A 15,205-nucleotide genomic window follows, 5' to 3' on the forward strand; every position below is an offset into this window, starting at 1 on the left:
GCGTCCCAAGGTGAGAGTGTCCGATGGACGGTCGATCAGATCTCGAAGCCGGCGACCGCGTTCCCCGTGAGCGGATTGTGTTCGCGGGCATAGATTTCCAGCGTGGCCGGGTTCTTGTGTCCGGTCTGCCGCATCACCTCGTGGGCCTGCGCGCCGTTGCGGAACGCCTGGGTGACGAACCCGGCACGCAGGGAGTGCCCGCCGAGTTTCGCGATCTTGGCGGGGGAGAGCCCGGCGTCGGCGGCCGCGCGGCGGATCACACCGTGGATGCCCTGCCCGGTGAGGGCGCTGTCACCGATGTTGCCGTTTACGCGCAGCGGCCGGAACACCGGCGCCGTCAGAGCTTCGGGGCGCAGGTCGGGGTAGGGGACGTGGCAGACGTGCGTGCGGAATGTGTCGGGGGCGCCGAGGAATTCGGCGACGGCGTCGCGGCCACCCCGGTGGTGGGCGAGTACGACGTCGAGCCACCGGCGGTACACGCACGGCGGGCAGGCGCGGTGCCCGATCGCGAACGGGGTGGCCTTGACCATGCCGTCGCCGACCTGGTCGGTCTTCGATCGCCGGACCAGGATGTGCAGCCCGTCCTGGGGGTGCAGGGTGATGTCGCGCAGTTGCAGGCCGGACAACTCCGCGCGTCGGAAGGCTCCCAGGAACCCGATCAGGATGATCGCCGAGTCGCGCCGTTCGCGCAGCCGGTCCTGCCATGTGTCCGCGTTCTGCCGCATCGTGGCGAGGATGTAGCCGATCTCGTCGCCCAGCAGCGGTGCGACGCGTTTGGTCGGACGTTCCCCGGCTGCGGCATAGGTGCGACGCAGGCCGGCCAAGGTGTCCTTGACGATCTGGGCCTGTCCGGGGGCGGGGCGGGCGCACGCCCGGTGCCAGTAGTTGATCGACGCCACCCATCGGGTGAGGGTGTTCGTCGCGTACCGCCGTTCGCCCGTGGCGGCGCGCAACTCGGCGTGTTCGGTGAGATAGTCGGCGACGGTGTGCGGGTGCGCCGGCATGGGTACGTGTCCTCGCTCGGCGCACCAGCTGCGAAACTTGTCCCAGTCCGTGCGATAGTTCCGCGCGGTGGACGGGGAGTGCCGCTGTTCGAGGGCGGCGACGATCCGGGCCTCGGCGGACGCGGACAGCACCGGGACGGCGGGTTCGAGTCCCGGCCCGGTCGATTCCGTCGGCCGTTCGGCAACCGCGGGCAGAGCGGGCACGACACGGACCGTGCCGACCTCTTCACTCACACCCGTGCTCCTCTCGCGTCATCGAGCGACCCTACCGAGTGCGACCGACAGTTCCGTATGTCCGCGCCAACGGCCGCCGAGTGTCACTGTGACGAAAAGTGGGCATGTAGGGAGTCCCCGCCGGACCGCGGTGGTGTGGCAACCGTGCCGCTCCGCCTTCCCGGTTCGGTCACGGCGCTAACTGTCATTAGCGTGAGTTGGGTGCGCGAGGCCGGGAACCCGTTCCTCACCGCGCATCACGCCGCGACACCGGCGGCATGAACTCGCCCTCGAGGGTCCGGTGCCACCACGCGCCGGTCTCCCGGCGTTCGGCGGGCGTTGTGAAGCGGTAGCGGTACATCCGCGCCCGGATCACCGCCGGGGGAGCGTCGGGAAACGGATTGTGGTGCAGGAGTTTCAGCACCGCGTCGTCGCCCGCGAGCAGGCGGGTGACGAATCCGCCGAACCACGAGGCCGCGTACCCGGAGGAGATCGCGGCGAACCACATCAGCCAGTCCAGCCGCAGGTGGTAGGGCGCGAACTGGCGGGGACGGCGACGCAATCCGCCGGGTTTGCCCTTGAACTCGTATTCACGCCACTCGGTGTCGGGGGTGATGTGTTCGTCGGTGGTGCCCTCGACCACGATTTCGCGTCGGGCACGGGTGATGTGGCCGAACGCTCCGTACGTGTTCACCAGATGCCACGGATCGAACGACGCGTTCATCATCTGATGGCTCGAGAACAGGTTGCGGGCGGGCCGATAGCTCAGCGCCGCGATCGCCAGCGTGAAGGCCACCACGACACTGACGAACCACGGCGGTGACGAGGTCATCTCCGACGGCGACGACACCGGGAGCACGAACTCCCAGAACCCGTCGGGCAGCACCGACATTCCGAGCACGATCGCGAGCCAGTTGAGCCACGCGAAGTTCCCGCTCGCCACCAACCACAATTGGGTGACCACCATGATCGCGGCCGCGCCGCCCGCGACGGGCTGCGGAGCGAAGAGGAAGAACGGCACGATCAGCTGCGTGAAGTGGTTGCCGGCCACCTCGATCTTGTGCAGCGGCCGCGGCAGGTGGTGGAAGTACCAGCTCAGCGGCCCAGGCATCGGCTGGGTCTCGTGGTGGTAGTTCAGGCACGTCAGATCCCGCCAGCACGGGTCGCCGCGGATCTTGATCAGACCGGCACCGAACTCGAGCCGGAACAGCAGCCACCGCAGCAGCAACAGCGTCAGCAACGGCGGGGCGGTGTCCCAGTTCCCGACGAACACCGCGAGCAATCCAACCTCGAGCAGCAGCGACTCCCACCCGAACCCGTACCAGAGTTGGCCGACGTTGACGATCGACAGGTACAGCCCCCACAGCAGCAGCCAGCCCAGCATCGACAGCGGAAGCGGCAACCGGTCCACCAGCCCGAGCAGCGCGAGCGAAGACAGCACCACCCCGGACCACGCCACGATCGCGTAGAACCGGTCGGAGTAGTGCAGGTGGAAGATGCTCGGCGAGCGCTGCCAACGGCTGCCGGCGAGGAACCGCCGGATCGGCAGCATCCCGTCGTCGCCGATGAGAGGTCTGAACTGATTGACCGCGACGAGGAAGGCAGCAAGATAGATGGCGGCGAGCCCCTCCTTGAAGAGCAGCCGCGACAGCCAGTAACCGTCCGCGTCGAACCACACCACAGCAGGCCCCTCTGCTGTGGACGCTACTCGCTCCCGTCAAGCGCTCACATCAGATGCGGCAGCACTTCCTTCTCGAGGAGTTCGAGACCGGACGGGTCGTACGCCGCCTCGGGGACGTAGAAGATCGCGTACTCGAGGCCCTGCTTCTTGAGCGCCGTCAGGTTCTCGACGATCTGCTCCGGCGTGCCGACGGCCGGTAGCCCGCGGAACGCGTTCAGCGACGCCTCGGCCTTCTCGGCTCCGACGACCGGTTCGAGCCGCGCCCGCAGCGCCTCGAGGCGGTCCTGTACCTCGGCCTCGGTGCGGCCGATCGCGACGTTGTAGTTCGCCGACCGGGTGATGGCGTCGAAGTCGGTGCCGACCTCCGCGCAGTGGCGCCGCAGGATCTCCGACTTGTGCGCGAACACCTCGGGGGTGCCGTCGAAGTTCGTGTACTGCGCGTACTTCGCCGCGATCTTCAACGTCACCTTCTCGCCACCACCGGCGATCCACAGCGGGATGCCGCCGTCCTGCAGTGGCAGGGGGCGGACGATCGCGCCGTCCACCTGGTAGTGCTTGCCGTCCAGAGTCGCGGCGCCGGTGGACCATGCCTGCCGCATGATCTGGACACCCTCGTCGAGCCGGCCGAGTCGCTCGCCCGCCGACGGGAAGCCGTAGCCGTAGGCGCGCCACTCGTGCTCGTACCAGCCGCCGCCGATGCCCATCTCGACCCGTCCGCCGGAGATCAGATCGGTCGTCGCCGCCACTTTCGCCAGGTAGGCGGGGTTGCGGTAGCTCATCGCGGTGCACATCTGTCCCAGCCGTACCCGCTCGGTGACCGCCGCGAACGCCGCCATCAGCGACCACGCCTCGTGCGTCGCCTCGTCGGTGGGCTCCGGGACGGTGTGGAAGTGGTCGTACACCCAGATCGACTCCCACGGACCGTTGTCGGCGCGCAGCGCGACATCGCGCATCACGCCCCACTGGTCGGCGGGATCGACGCCGACGAGGTCCAGTCGCCAACCCTGGGGCACGAAGAGTCCGAAACGCATGACAGGATCCTGTTCTCTAGAGGTTTACTGCACGGCGTCCACGTACAGCCATCGTCCGTCCTCGCGGACGAACGTGCTGTGTTCGCGCATCGATCCGCGTGTCCCGTGGTCCACATAGTGCGCGACGAACTCGACGGTGCCGGTGCTGTCGAGGAGACCGCCGCCCGACGTGGTCAGCACGTCCAGTCGGCGCCACACCTGCTCCGGGTCGAGGTCCAGCCGTTTCGGCCTGGTGTCCGGGTGCCACGTGCGCAGCAGATAGGCCTCGTCGCCGACGGCGAACGCGCTGTAACGCGACCGCATCAGCTGTTCGGCGGTGGGCGCCTCGGCCGTCCCGGAATGGAAGCGGCCACAACACCGGCCGTACTGCCCACCGGACAGGCAGGGACAGCGGTCGTCGTCGGAGATCGTCGGCATCGGGACCCTCACTGTGCCTGGCTGACGGAGGACATGTGGAAGTCGGGAATCCGCATCGGCGGCATCGCGGTTCGCGTGAACCAGTCCTTCCACTCCCGGGGCAGTGTCGGCTCGGTCGCGCCCACCTCGGTGACCCGTCGCAGCAGATCCAGTGGGCTCTCGTTGAACCGGAAGTTGTTGACCGCGGCGGTCACCGCGCCGTCCTCGATCAGGTACACACCGTCGCGGGTGAGACCGGTGAGCAGTGCGGTGGCGGGGTCGACCTCCCGGATGTACCACAGCGTCGTCAGCAGCAGGCCGCGTTCGGTCCGCGCCACCATGTCGTCGAGCGTGGCCGCCGATCCGCCGGTCAGCAGCAGGTTGTCACCCGGCACGGCGGCGGGCGCATCGAACTCGGCGGCCGCCGCACGCGGGTAGGCGAGCGCGTTGATCACGCCGTCCCGGATCCAGTCGACCCGTCCGGCGTCCATCCCGTTGTCGAACACCGACAGCGTGTCGGACGAGGAGGTGGTCGCGACGAACGGGGTGTAGCCCAACCGGTCGGCGTGTGGATCCGAATAGAGCGTCAGCGGAATGTCGGTGAGTCGCTCACCGACCCGGGTGCCACCCCGGCGGGAGAACGCGGTGTGCCCCTCCTGTGCGCCGCGGCCCTCCATCGCCCACATCAGCGGGATCATCAGGTCGGACACCGCCGACGGTGGCAGCACCGTCTCGTACCTGCCGGCCGGCAGCGCCACCGTTCGGTCCGACCAGCCCAGCCGGGTGTCGAGGTCGGCCAGCAGCTTCGGCACGGACACGTCGGTGAAGTCGAGGCTCGCCGAACCCACCCAGGCGCTGGCGTCGCCGCGCTTGCCGTTGATCTCGATCGACCCGGTGGGCTGGGTGTACCGGCGGCGCACCCCCGCCGATGTCCCGAGCCACGTGGAGTGGACCTGGTGGTGCGCGAAGCCGTAGAGCCGGTCGGCCCCCGCGAAACCGTCTGCGAGACCGGGCACCAGACCTTCGAACACCTCGACGCCCGTGCTCGCCGGACCGTCGGCCCAGTCCACGCCGCCGACGCCGTCCCCGGCCGGGAGGTCCATGGCGTCCTCGGCGGGCTGCGCCGAGCGGGCCGCGTCCTCGCTCGCGCGCACGACGTCGGCGATCGCACCGGCGTCGACCGTCGACGACGTCACCGCACCGACGCGTGCGGACCCGTCGGCGGAGCGGATCACGGACAGCACGGTCCACGACCTGGATGTCGAGACCCCGTTGGTGGTCATCGAATTGCCGGCCCAGCGCAGCGACGCCTCTGCGGCGTCGGTGACCAGCACCATCGCCTCGTCGACGGTCGAGAGCGCGAGGGCCCGCTCGACCAGTTCCTGCGCGGGGATCATCGGCCGCCCTCCGGCTGAGTCATGGTCACTGCCCGCCCTCCACCCGCGTGTTGAGTACGTTGACGCCGCGGAAGAGCGCCGACGGGCAGCCGTGGCTCACCGCCGCGACCTGCCCGGGTTGCGCCTTGCCGCAGTTGAACGCGCCGCCGAGCCGCCACGTCGACGGGCCGCCGACCGCCTCCATCGACCCCCAGAAGTCGGTGGTGGTGGCCTGATAGGCGACGTCGCGCAGTTGGCCGTCGAGTCGGCCGTTCCGGATCCGGAAGAACCGCTGGCCGGTGAACTGGAAATTGTAGCGCTGCATGTCGATCGACCAGCTCTTGTCGCCGACGACGTAGATCCCGTTCTCGACACGGGAGATCAGGTCGGCGGTGCTCGGGTCGGATCCCGGGTCCGGCTGCAGCGACACGTTCGCCATCCGCTGGATCGGCACGTGGTGCGCGGAGTCGGCGTACGAGCAACCGTTGGATCGGTCCAGCCCCAACCGCGGCGCGAATACCCGGTCGAGCTGGTAGCCGACGAGCACGCCGTCGCGCACCAGGTCCCAGCGCTGCGCGGCGACCGCGTCGTCGTCGTATCCGACGCTCGCGAGCCCGTGCCGTTCGGTCCGGTCGGCGGTCACGTGCATCAGCGGGGTGCCGTACTGCAGGGTGCCCAACAGGTCCGGCGTCGCGAAGGAGGTTCCCGCGTACGCCGCCTCGTACCCGATGGCGCGGTCGTACTCGGTTGCGTGCCCGACGGATTCGTGGATGGTCAGCCACAGATTGGTGGGGTCGATGACGAGGTCGGTCGGGCCGGCCTCGACGCTCGGGGCCGCGACCTTCTCCACCAGCAGGCCGGGGATCTCGGCCAGTTCGGCGTCCCACTCCCACCCCGCACCGGCGAGGTACTCCCAGCCCCGGCCGACCGGTGGGGCGAGTGTGCGCATCGTCTCGAAGGTTCCGGCATCGGAGTCGACGGATGTGGCCTCGAGTTCCGGATGCAACCGCACGCGTTGCTGGGTGATCGTCGACCCGGCGAGGTCGGCGTAGAACGTCTGCTCCTTGACCTGCAGGCAACTCGCGGTGACGTGGTCGACGCCGTCCGCACCCAGCAGGCGGCGCGACCAGTCACCGAGTAGCGCCACCTTGTCGGCCGTCGCCACGGTGAACGGGTCCGTCACGTAGTCCGAGACCCACACCGCGCCCGGGTAGACCGGTTCCGGCGCGAGCTCCACCCGTTCGCGGTTGAGAGCGCGGAGCGCACGAGCGACCCGGACCGCTTCCGCCGCCACGGCGGCCGCAGTGTCCGACGTCAACTGCGCGTGGGAAGCGAATCCCCACGTGCCGTCCACGATCACGCGGACCGCGAAGCCGGTCTCGGTGCCGTCCTCGACCGCCTGTACCCGCCCGTCCCGCAGGCGCAGCGACTGCGTGACGGTGCGGTGCACCCGAAGATCCGCGTGCTCCGCTCCGGCTGCTCGAGCCACTGCGAGCGCTGCGTCGGCGAGGGCGCGCAGGGGGAGCGCGGTGAATTCGTCGTCGACCGCGTGCGGGGCGCGGTCCGAGTGGCGGGCACCGCCATGCGTCACGATCACCGGGTCAGTCTAGAGCGCGGCAGCGCGACGAAGGTCCGCCCCGGCACCCTCGCCGCGCCTGGGCCGACTAGCCCCCGGACCGGACGATGCGCGGCATCGCATACCCGCCGTCGATCAGCCCCGCGGTGGGCCCGTAGAACCGGGCCGCCAACTGGAATCCGTCCGACGGTGCGGTCGGCAGCCAGTTGCGGGCCTGCTCGGGATCGGTGGGCCTCTCCGGCTGCAGATAGAACGTGAGCTTGCCGTCGACCACGGCGTAGTCGCCGGCCTTCAGCAGTTCACTCGTCGCGCTGTACCGGTTCACCGGGTTGTCGATGAAGTAGCCGGCCGAGTCGTACACCGGCAACTCCCAGAACTCGGTGGTCGGCGGCAGTTCGTTCACGTCGAAGGTGAGCGTGTAGTCGTACTTGCCCTCGAGCGGACGGCCCTCGCTGTCGTCGAAGACGTAGGCGATCGTGTGCGACTCGTACGGGACGGGGGTGCCCCAGGCGACGTCGTCGGCGCCGGCCTTGGCGACGTAGTCGAGGTCGTCGAAGAACAGGCTCGACTGCAGGCGCCAACCGTTCATGTCGACCTGCGAGGACTCGAAGGCGTCCTTGGCCTCGCGGCGGGCACGGGTGAAACCATCCTCGATGGCGGCCTTCTGCTCGGCCGAAACCTCCTCGGGCTCGAAGATGGTGCCTTCGCGCAGCCCCAACTTCGCGAGCCGGTCGAGCGTGTCGGTCTCCTTGACCGAGTCGGTGCGCCTGGTCAGCGACGGATCGTTGATCGACAGGCTCAGCAGTTGCAGGTAGTCGATGGGAGTCATCGACTTGCCGATGTCGGAGATCTGATCCATCCGCGGGAAGGTTCGGTAGGCGCCCTTGACGACCGGCTGCTGGTCGAGCGGGGGAACCTTGCCGCCGTTCGCCTCCCACTGCGCGAGCGGCGCGGCGAGCACCCCGGTCACCGTCTGCCGGGCCGCGGCCATGTCCTGTTCGTCGCGGGTCGTCACCGCCACCCGGACCGCCAGCGTGAACGAGTTCGACGATGCGCGGATGATCTCGGTGCCGCGGAAACCGCTGGGCAGCTTCCCTTTCCAGTCGGGCCCGACGATCAGGTACCGCTGCGGCGCATTTCCGGTGAACTGTGAGCCGGCCTTGAAGAAACATTCGACGTTCTGGTCGGTGGCCTGCACGCTCCAGTACCGGCCGTCCGTGACCGCCGGGGTCTCGACCACGATCGGGTCGTCGGAGATGTCGAAGGCGCCGCCGGAGTACAGCGTCGATGCGTTCACCGTGGTGGCGTAGCGGGTCTTCGCGTCGAACAGGTTCAACTGTGGCTGGACCCGGTTGATACCGCGGTATGCCGGTTGCCCCTCGAGTTCGGTGAAGACGTGCCGCAGTTCGTAGTAGCCGGCGATGTTGAGGCCCCAGTAGAAGGCTTCCTCGGACAGGTCGGCGATCTGCTCGGTGGACAGCGCCGGGTCGATCAGGGCGTGCTCGGTCGACTGCGCGGCGGACGGTCCACCGCACGCAGTGATCAGCAGCAGTGCCGAGGCGCCGGCAGCGGCGAGAGCCGTCGAACGGGAGTGGGGGCGAAGCTTCATCGAAAATCCTCTCACGGTGTAAGACAGAGTGACTTAACTTGCGGGCAGCGGGAGACCGCACGCGGGGGCGCGGTCGGAAGACGGGGGGGAGAAGGGGAGAAAGGGTAGGCCGACCGGGTCAGGGCGCCCGCAGGTAGGCGGCGGCTCCCGCGACGAGGGTGTCCACCGCGACCGTGGCCTGGGCGCCGGTGATCTGACGATGTTCGAGACGTCGTTCCACGTCGGCGAGAACAGCGGTCACCAACCGCTTGAACTGCTGGATTCGTTCCATCCGGTACGACTCGTCGAGGTCGCCGAGTCGCACGAGCAGCTCGGTGGTGATGGCCTTGACGCCACTGTTGTGCCGGTCGTCGAACGGTTCGAAGTCGCCGGCGCCCTCGCCGAGGTAGCGGTGCACGAAGCGGGCGTACGAGCTGCCTCCGCTGGTCTCGACGACCGCGTCACCCAGCGGCCGGATGTACGCCTCGACCAGTTCTTCGAAGGTGTGCTCGTCGCGGGCGGCGAGCATCTCGAGGCGGCGTCGGTTCAGCGGGACGAGACGGAAGTCGTACAGCGCCTGGATGAGTGCCGCCTTCGTCGTGAAGTGGTACTGGACCGCCGAATGGTTGCGCTGCTGCGCGCCCGCGCCGATCTCGCGCAGCGACACGTTCGCGACACCTCGCTCCGCGAAGAGGCGTTCGGCCGCGACGAGCAGCCTGCGCTGGACGTCGGACAGGACCGACTCGACGTCCGTGCCGGATGCCGTCGACGTCATGCCCACTCCTCTCGGGTCCGACGCCCCTGCGGCGCGGTTAAGTCACCTTGTCTCACCGATGCGGCGCTTCCCAGGGAGGCTCCCACTGAGAGGGATGCCGGGCATGCCCGAATCGTTCGGTTACGTTGGGATACATGGTGGGGAGGCGGAAACACGCTCGACGGATGCTCGCCGCGACCGTGGCGGTCCTGGTGCCGGCGGCCCTGGTTTCCACGGGGTGCTCGAGCAGCGACGACGGCGAACGCACTTCGTCCGAGGCGGGATTCACTCGGCAGGAGGGCGGTAGGGCGCTCGACCTGCCGGATCCGGACACGGCCACGGCCAGTCGGCTGGAACTCGGGATCTCGTGGACGGGCGGCGCGGTTCTGCCCGCCGAGGGTGCCGCGACGTGCCGTCACGTCACGTACTCGCGGGGCAGCGAAGAGTACTGGGAGTACGAGGTGGAGTCGAGCGACTTCGCCGACTACGACGGCGGGGGAGAGTTACCGGGACGGGACTTCGCGGTGCGCGCGGCCCTGGGGATCCGATCCGCGGAGGCCGATCGAACGGACGCGGTCGACATCGTGTTCTCGGGTCCCGGTGGCAGTCACCACCGCCTCGGCGGTACCCGGGAGGACGGACTCTCGCTTGCGGTGACCGCCGACCACATGACGCTCACCTTCATGATCAACAGCCTGGCGACGAGCATCGACCGCGAGCCGCGGTGGACGGCGGCCGCGGGAACGATCCGCTGCGACGAGGTGGAGGAAGTGACGTCGGGCACCTGAGTCGGTGCGGCCGAAACGAGAAGTCCCCCGCCGAATCACCGATTCGACGGGGGACTTCGACTCCGAGACGCTACGCGGTGAACTGCCCCACCGTGCCGAGCGCGGTGCAGGTGACGCCGGACTCGTACCCCACCTGCCCGAACATCGCGGCCAGCACGTTGCCCTCACCGGTCTCGACGGTCTTCGACAACGTCGGCACGTTCACGATCGAGTCGTCGAGCGGTACCACGCCGCCCTTGAGGGTCGTCGTGTTGAACCACGCGACCTGCAGATCCGACTTCTTCGGGATCCCGAGATGCGCCGGCAGTGCCTGGAAACGCAGCTGGCCGCGTTCGACCCACGGGGGCAGGGGGAAGTTCGGCCCGGACTGCGCGCTCGCGACCGTCACCGTCATCGGATTGTCGGCGACACCGCAACCGAACGTCGGGGCGGGGAACAGGAAGTCCTTCGCGGTGGTGGTGCCCACCTCCTGGCCCGTCACTCCCTCGATGACCTCGGTGACGCCGGGCGTGGCGAGCAGCCCTCCCAACAGATCCTGGGGTAGCGGGACGTTCTTGGTCAGGTCGCCGAGGAGCGTCTGCAGCGACGGCGGCGCGGCCGGTGCAGGCGCGGCATTCGCCACGCCCGAGAACACGACGGCTCCCGCGGCGGCGGCCGCAACGGTGGCGGTGACACGGACGACCAGACGGCGTGCGGCGGTGCGCCCGAAGCGTCGTGACATGTGAACTCCTCCCTGAGTGACCAGCCCTCCCAGCCGATCTGTCCTGGTACTGCACCACGCCGGAAGTCTCTACGTCAACTTTAGGGTTAGACCGTTACCGCATCGACTCCGATGCCGGCGAGCGGACGTGGGAGCATTTTCGGGTCGCCGATCGTTGAGCAGACAGAGCATTCCGCCGCCCCCGGCGGTCCGCGCCACCGAAAGGATCAACCGATGATCGCCGCACTGTTCGTTCTCTACGTCGTCGTGGAGGTCGGTGTGCTGATCTGGGTGGGCAGCACGATCGGCGTCCTGTGGACCGTGCTGCTGCTCATCGCCGGATCCGCTGTCGGCATGGTGCTGGTGAAGTCGCAGTGGCGCGCCGTCATGGCCGGCTTCCGCCGAGCCACCCGAGGGGAGACGTCGCCGACCGGAGCGGTCGCCGACGGCGCGATGGTTGCGGCCGGCTCCGTGTTGATGTTCGTGCCGGGGCTGGTGACCTCAGTCTTGGGGCTGCTCATGCTGCTGCCGCCCACCCGATGGGCGCTGCGCCCGGTCGCGGTCCTGCTCGCCGGCAAGCGCGCCAACGTGACCTTGGCAGGCGTCGAGTTCGCATCCCGCACGGCAGGTGCACGGCGTGGAACCGTCATCGACGGCGAAGTCGTGGACGTGGACCCGGACTTCGGCTCCGACACCCCGACCCAGGGACCCCGCGCCCTGCCGTAGCAGGCAGACTGGATGCTCGTGAGTACCCAACTGTTGGTCGGCGGCCGCATCTACAGTCCCAGTGCCCCCGACGCCACCGCGATGGCCGTCACCGACGGCACGGTCGTCTGGACCGGCGAGGACCGTCCGGGCCGTGCCCTGCACCCGGACGCCGAGGTGATCGACCTCGACGGCGCGTTCGTCACTCCCGGCTTCGTCGACACCCATGTCCACGTCACCGCGCTCGGCCTGCAGTTGACGGGCCTCGACCTCGGGGGAGCCCGCAACCGGTCCGAATGCCTGGAGCTGCTGCGGCGCTTCGCGAGCGAGCACGACGACGCGGTCGTCTGGGGCCAGGGCTGGGACGACAGCACGTGGCCCGACACCGCCCCGACCACTGCAGATCTGGACGCCGCCGCACCCGGCCGGGCGGTGTACCTCAGCCGCGTCGACGCGCATTCCGCGCTGTGCTCGACGCCTTTGCGTGCCGCGACGCCGGACCTGACCGCGGCCACCGGGTTCACGCCGGACGGTGCGCTCTCCGCCGACGCCCACCACCTGGTCCGCGACCGGGCCCGGGCACTGTTGACCGAGACGCAGCGCGCGAGCGCCCGCCGTGCGGCCCTCGACCACTGTGCGGCCCGGGGCGTCGTCGCCGTCCACGAGTGCGGCGGTCCCGCGATCGGCGGCCTCACCGACTTCCGCGAACTGCTCGCGCTCACGCACGGGGTCGAGGTCCGCGGCTACTGGGGTGAGGCGGTCACCACTGCGGAGGAGGCCACCGAGCTACTGGCCCACACCGGCGCGCACGCCCTCGGCGGCGACCTGTTCGTCGACGGCGCGCTCGGGTCCCACACGGCCGCACTGGTCGAGCCGTACCACGATTGCGCCGGCCGTCACGGGAACCGCTACCTCGACGTCGACGCGGTGGCGGCGCACGTGCGCGCCTGCACCCTTGCCGGGATCCAGGCGGGCTTCCACGTGATCGGCGACGCCGCGATCCGCACCGCCGTCGCGGCGTTCGAGACCGTCGCGAACGAACTGGGCGGACCTGCCGTCGCCGCGCGCGGCCACCGGCTCGAGCATCTCGAGATGGTGACCCCCGAGCAGGCCGCCCTGCTCGGCAGCTGGGGCGTGATCGCCAGCATGCAACCCGTGTTCGACGCCCTGTGGGGCGGCACCGAGGGCATGTACGCGCAGCGCCTCGGCGCCGAGCGGGCCGCGCGCATGAACGCGTTCGCCCCCATCGCGTCGACGGGCATGTCGCTGGCCTTCGGCTCCGACGCGCCGGTGACTCCCATCGAACCGTGGGCGATGCTCCGGGCCGCCGTCAACCACCGCACTCCGGGCAGCGGGGTGTCGCCGCGCGCGGCGTTTTCCGCGGCGACGCGCGGCGCGTGGCGGGCGGGCGGTGTCCGCGACGGTATGGCGGGCACCCTGAACCCGGGGGCTCCCGCGTCCTACGTGGTGTGGGACGCCGACGAACTGGTCGTGTCCGCTCCCCAGGACTCCGTCCAGCGCTGGTCGACGGATCCCCGCTCCCGGGTGCCGGCGCTGCCTCGCCTCGAGGACGACGCCCCGGTGCCGGTGTGCCTGCGTTCGGTGCATCGCGGAGTCACCGTCCATGAAGCGTGACCGGTCTGCCCTGACGGCGACCGCACGCGACGCCGCACTCGCCGTCGCTTCGGGCCTGCTGCTGTTCGCGAGCTTCCCGCCGCGACCACTGTGGTTCCTCGCCCCGGTCGGCATCGCCCTGCTCACCGCTGTCCTCACCGGTTACGGCTGCGGCGGGCGCACGCTGCGTGCCGGGTTCGGCTACGGCTATCTAGCCGGTCTCGGTTTCCTCGTCCCGCTGTTGCCGTGGATCGGCGTCTACGTCGGCCCGCTGCCGTGGCTCGCGCTCGCGGCGGCCGAGTCGGTCTTCATCGGTTTGTTCGGCCTCGCCGCGGTCCTCGTCACGCGCCTACGGGCACCGATCTGGGTCCTGGCCGTCGCGGTCGCGGCGGTGTGGAGCCTCACCGAATGGCTCCGATCGTCGCTGCCGTTCGGTGGATTCCCTTGGGGCCGGCTGGCATTCGGCCAGCCGGAGGGCTGGTTGCTTCCCTTGGCCGCGCTCGGCGGTGCGCCGCTGCTCAGCTTCGGGGTGGCCGTCACGGGGACGGGCCTGGCGGCCGTCGCCTTCACGGCGTGGCGCCGCCGGCCGTTGCGGGCCCTCGCAGGTCCGGTCCTCGTCGCGTGCGGCGCCTCGATCGTGGCCGTGGCCACCGTGCCCTACGTGCACGCCGATGCGGACGGCGACCGAACCGTCACCGTCGCCGCGATCCAGGGCAGCGTGCCCCGGCTCGGCCTCGACTTCAACGCGCAGCGTCGCGCGGTGCTCGACAACCACGTGCGGCGCACCTTCGAGTTGGCCGACGACGTCGCCGCCGGCCGGCAGCCGCAGCCGGACCTGGTGGTGTGGCCCGAGAACGCGTCGGACATCGACCCGTTCCGGAACGCCGACGCGGCCGAGGAGATCACTGCTGCGTCCGAGGCGGTGGGAGCGCCGATCCTGGTCGGCGCCGTGCTCGTCAACTCCGACCGCACCACCACCAACTCCGTCATCGTGTGGGACGGGTCCGCCGGTGCGGGCGAGCGGCACGACAAGCGGATCATCCAGCCCTTCGGCGAGTACCTGCCGTACCGCGACTTCTTCCGGTTCTTCTCGGAGTATGCCGACAAGGCCGGCAACTTCGTGCCCGGCGACGGCAACGGTGTCGTCCACGCCGACGGCATTCCGGTGGGTGTCGCCACGTGCTACGAGGTCGCGTTCGACCGCGCCCTCACCGAATCGGTGCGGGACGGCGCGGAACTGATCGCCGTGCCCACCAACAACGCCACCTTCGGTGACACCGAGATGACCTATCAGCAGTTGGCGATGTCGCAGGTACGGGCCGTCGAACACCGGCGCGACGTTGTCGTGGCGGCCACCAGCGGAGTCAGCGCGATCATCGGTTCCGACGGTTCGGTGCTGCAGCAGTCGGAGCTCTTCGTGCCGGCGGCCCTGGTGTCGGAGGTGTCGCTGCGCACCGAGACCACGCTCGCCACCCGACTCGGACCGATCCCCGAGTACCTCCTGAGCCTGGGTGCGCTCGTCGCGCTCGCCCTGGCGGTCGTCGGCGGTCGTCGCTCGAGGAGCACGTCGGGCGGCCACGCGGATCCAGAGACCGACCGGACGGTGACGGAAACCGCCCGGCGGGGTCCGGGCGAAGCCTGATCCACCCGGCGGATTCACCGAAAACGCCCCTGCACCGTCTCGATGTCGGTGCAGGGGCGTTTTCGTGCGCCTAACATGGTGTAACAGCCAGCGTCCGGCGGTCGAACTAAAGAATGGTGTGCATCACATTTCGTCGA

Annotated in this window: 13 protein-coding genes; 4 read left to right on the top strand and 9 right to left on the bottom strand. The window is 69.6% G+C overall.

What is annotated here, in order from left to right; translation table 11 throughout:
* Positions 1–35: 35 nt before the first annotated feature.
* The 8 genes from C7H75_RS12750 to C7H75_RS12785 all read right to left on the bottom strand — a co-directional run bounded on the left by C7H75_RS12750 (position 36) and on the right by C7H75_RS12785 (position 9,640).
* Entirely contained in the window at positions 36–1,238 is a 1,203-nt protein-coding gene (locus C7H75_RS12750) for a site-specific integrase (RefSeq protein WP_084866782.1), read from the bottom strand.
* A 226-nt stretch (positions 1,239–1,464) separates the two neighbouring features.
* Positions 1,465–2,898: a lipase maturation factor family protein gene (locus C7H75_RS12755; protein ID WP_106851413.1), complete on the bottom strand. Its 1,434-nt coding sequence runs from the start codon at positions 2,896–2,898 to the stop codon at positions 1,465–1,467.
* A 44-nt stretch (positions 2,899–2,942) separates the two neighbouring features.
* Positions 2,943–3,929, bottom strand: a complete 987-nt coding sequence (locus tag C7H75_RS12760) for an LLM class F420-dependent oxidoreductase (protein ID WP_106851414.1) — start codon at positions 3,927–3,929, stop codon at positions 2,943–2,945.
* Between the two features lie 24 nt (positions 3,930–3,953).
* Positions 3,954–4,346 (bottom strand): YchJ family protein, encoded by a 393-nt coding sequence (locus C7H75_RS12765; protein WP_106851415.1) that lies wholly within the window; start codon positions 4,344–4,346, stop codon positions 3,954–3,956.
* An 8-nt stretch (positions 4,347–4,354) separates the two neighbouring features.
* A complete protein-coding gene (locus C7H75_RS12770; protein ID WP_081187607.1) occupies positions 4,355–5,722 on the bottom strand; it encodes a metallopeptidase TldD-related protein in 1,368 nt (455 codons plus the stop codon).
* A gap of 25 nt (positions 5,723–5,747) precedes the next feature.
* Positions 5,748–7,298 (bottom strand): TldD/PmbA family protein, encoded by a 1,551-nt coding sequence (locus C7H75_RS12775; RefSeq protein ID WP_106851416.1) that lies wholly within the window; start codon positions 7,296–7,298, stop codon positions 5,748–5,750.
* Between the two features lie 67 nt (positions 7,299–7,365).
* On the bottom strand, positions 7,366–8,886 hold the full coding sequence (locus C7H75_RS12780) for a DUF1254 domain-containing protein (RefSeq protein WP_084987354.1): 1,521 nt from the start codon (positions 8,884–8,886) through the stop codon (positions 7,366–7,368).
* A 118-nt stretch (positions 8,887–9,004) separates the two neighbouring features.
* Positions 9,005–9,640, bottom strand: coding sequence for a TetR/AcrR family transcriptional regulator (locus C7H75_RS12785; protein ID WP_106851417.1), 636 nt, complete (start codon positions 9,638–9,640; stop codon positions 9,005–9,007).
* A 164-nt stretch (positions 9,641–9,804) separates the two neighbouring features.
* On the opposite strand from C7H75_RS12785, the gene C7H75_RS12790 reads away from it, so the two are divergent.
* Complete coding sequence (locus tag C7H75_RS12790) at positions 9,805–10,407, top strand: hypothetical protein (protein ID WP_106851418.1); 603 nt, start codon at positions 9,805–9,807, stop codon at positions 10,405–10,407.
* Between the two features lie 70 nt (positions 10,408–10,477).
* Here C7H75_RS12790 and C7H75_RS12795 read toward each other — a convergent pair whose 3' ends face one another.
* Positions 10,478–11,128, bottom strand: a complete 651-nt coding sequence (locus tag C7H75_RS12795) for a hypothetical protein (RefSeq protein ID WP_106851419.1) — start codon at positions 11,126–11,128, stop codon at positions 10,478–10,480.
* Between the two features lie 213 nt (positions 11,129–11,341).
* On the opposite strand from C7H75_RS12795, the gene C7H75_RS12800 reads away from it, so the two are divergent.
* From C7H75_RS12800 to lnt, 3 genes are read left to right on the top strand one after another with little or no spacing between them, the layout of a single operon-like run.
* Positions 11,342–11,833: an FxsA family protein gene (locus C7H75_RS12800; protein ID WP_013416060.1), complete on the top strand. Its 492-nt coding sequence runs from the start codon at positions 11,342–11,344 to the stop codon at positions 11,831–11,833.
* A 12-nt stretch (positions 11,834–11,845) separates the two neighbouring features.
* Positions 11,846–13,447 (top strand): amidohydrolase, encoded by a 1,602-nt coding sequence (locus C7H75_RS12805; RefSeq protein WP_106851420.1) that lies wholly within the window; start codon positions 11,846–11,848, stop codon positions 13,445–13,447.
* Positions 13,437–15,068, top strand: a complete 1,632-nt coding sequence (gene lnt, locus C7H75_RS12810) for an apolipoprotein N-acyltransferase (protein WP_064079175.1) — start codon at positions 13,437–13,439, stop codon at positions 15,066–15,068. The genes C7H75_RS12805 and lnt overlap by 11 nt, the downstream gene beginning before the upstream one ends.
* The last annotated feature ends 137 nt before the right edge of the window (positions 15,069–15,205 follow it).

The organism is Rhodococcus (subgen. Prescottella) equi (assembly GCF_003013675.1).
GTDB classification, from domain to species: domain Bacteria; phylum Actinomycetota; class Actinomycetes; order Mycobacteriales; family Mycobacteriaceae; genus Prescottella; species Prescottella equi.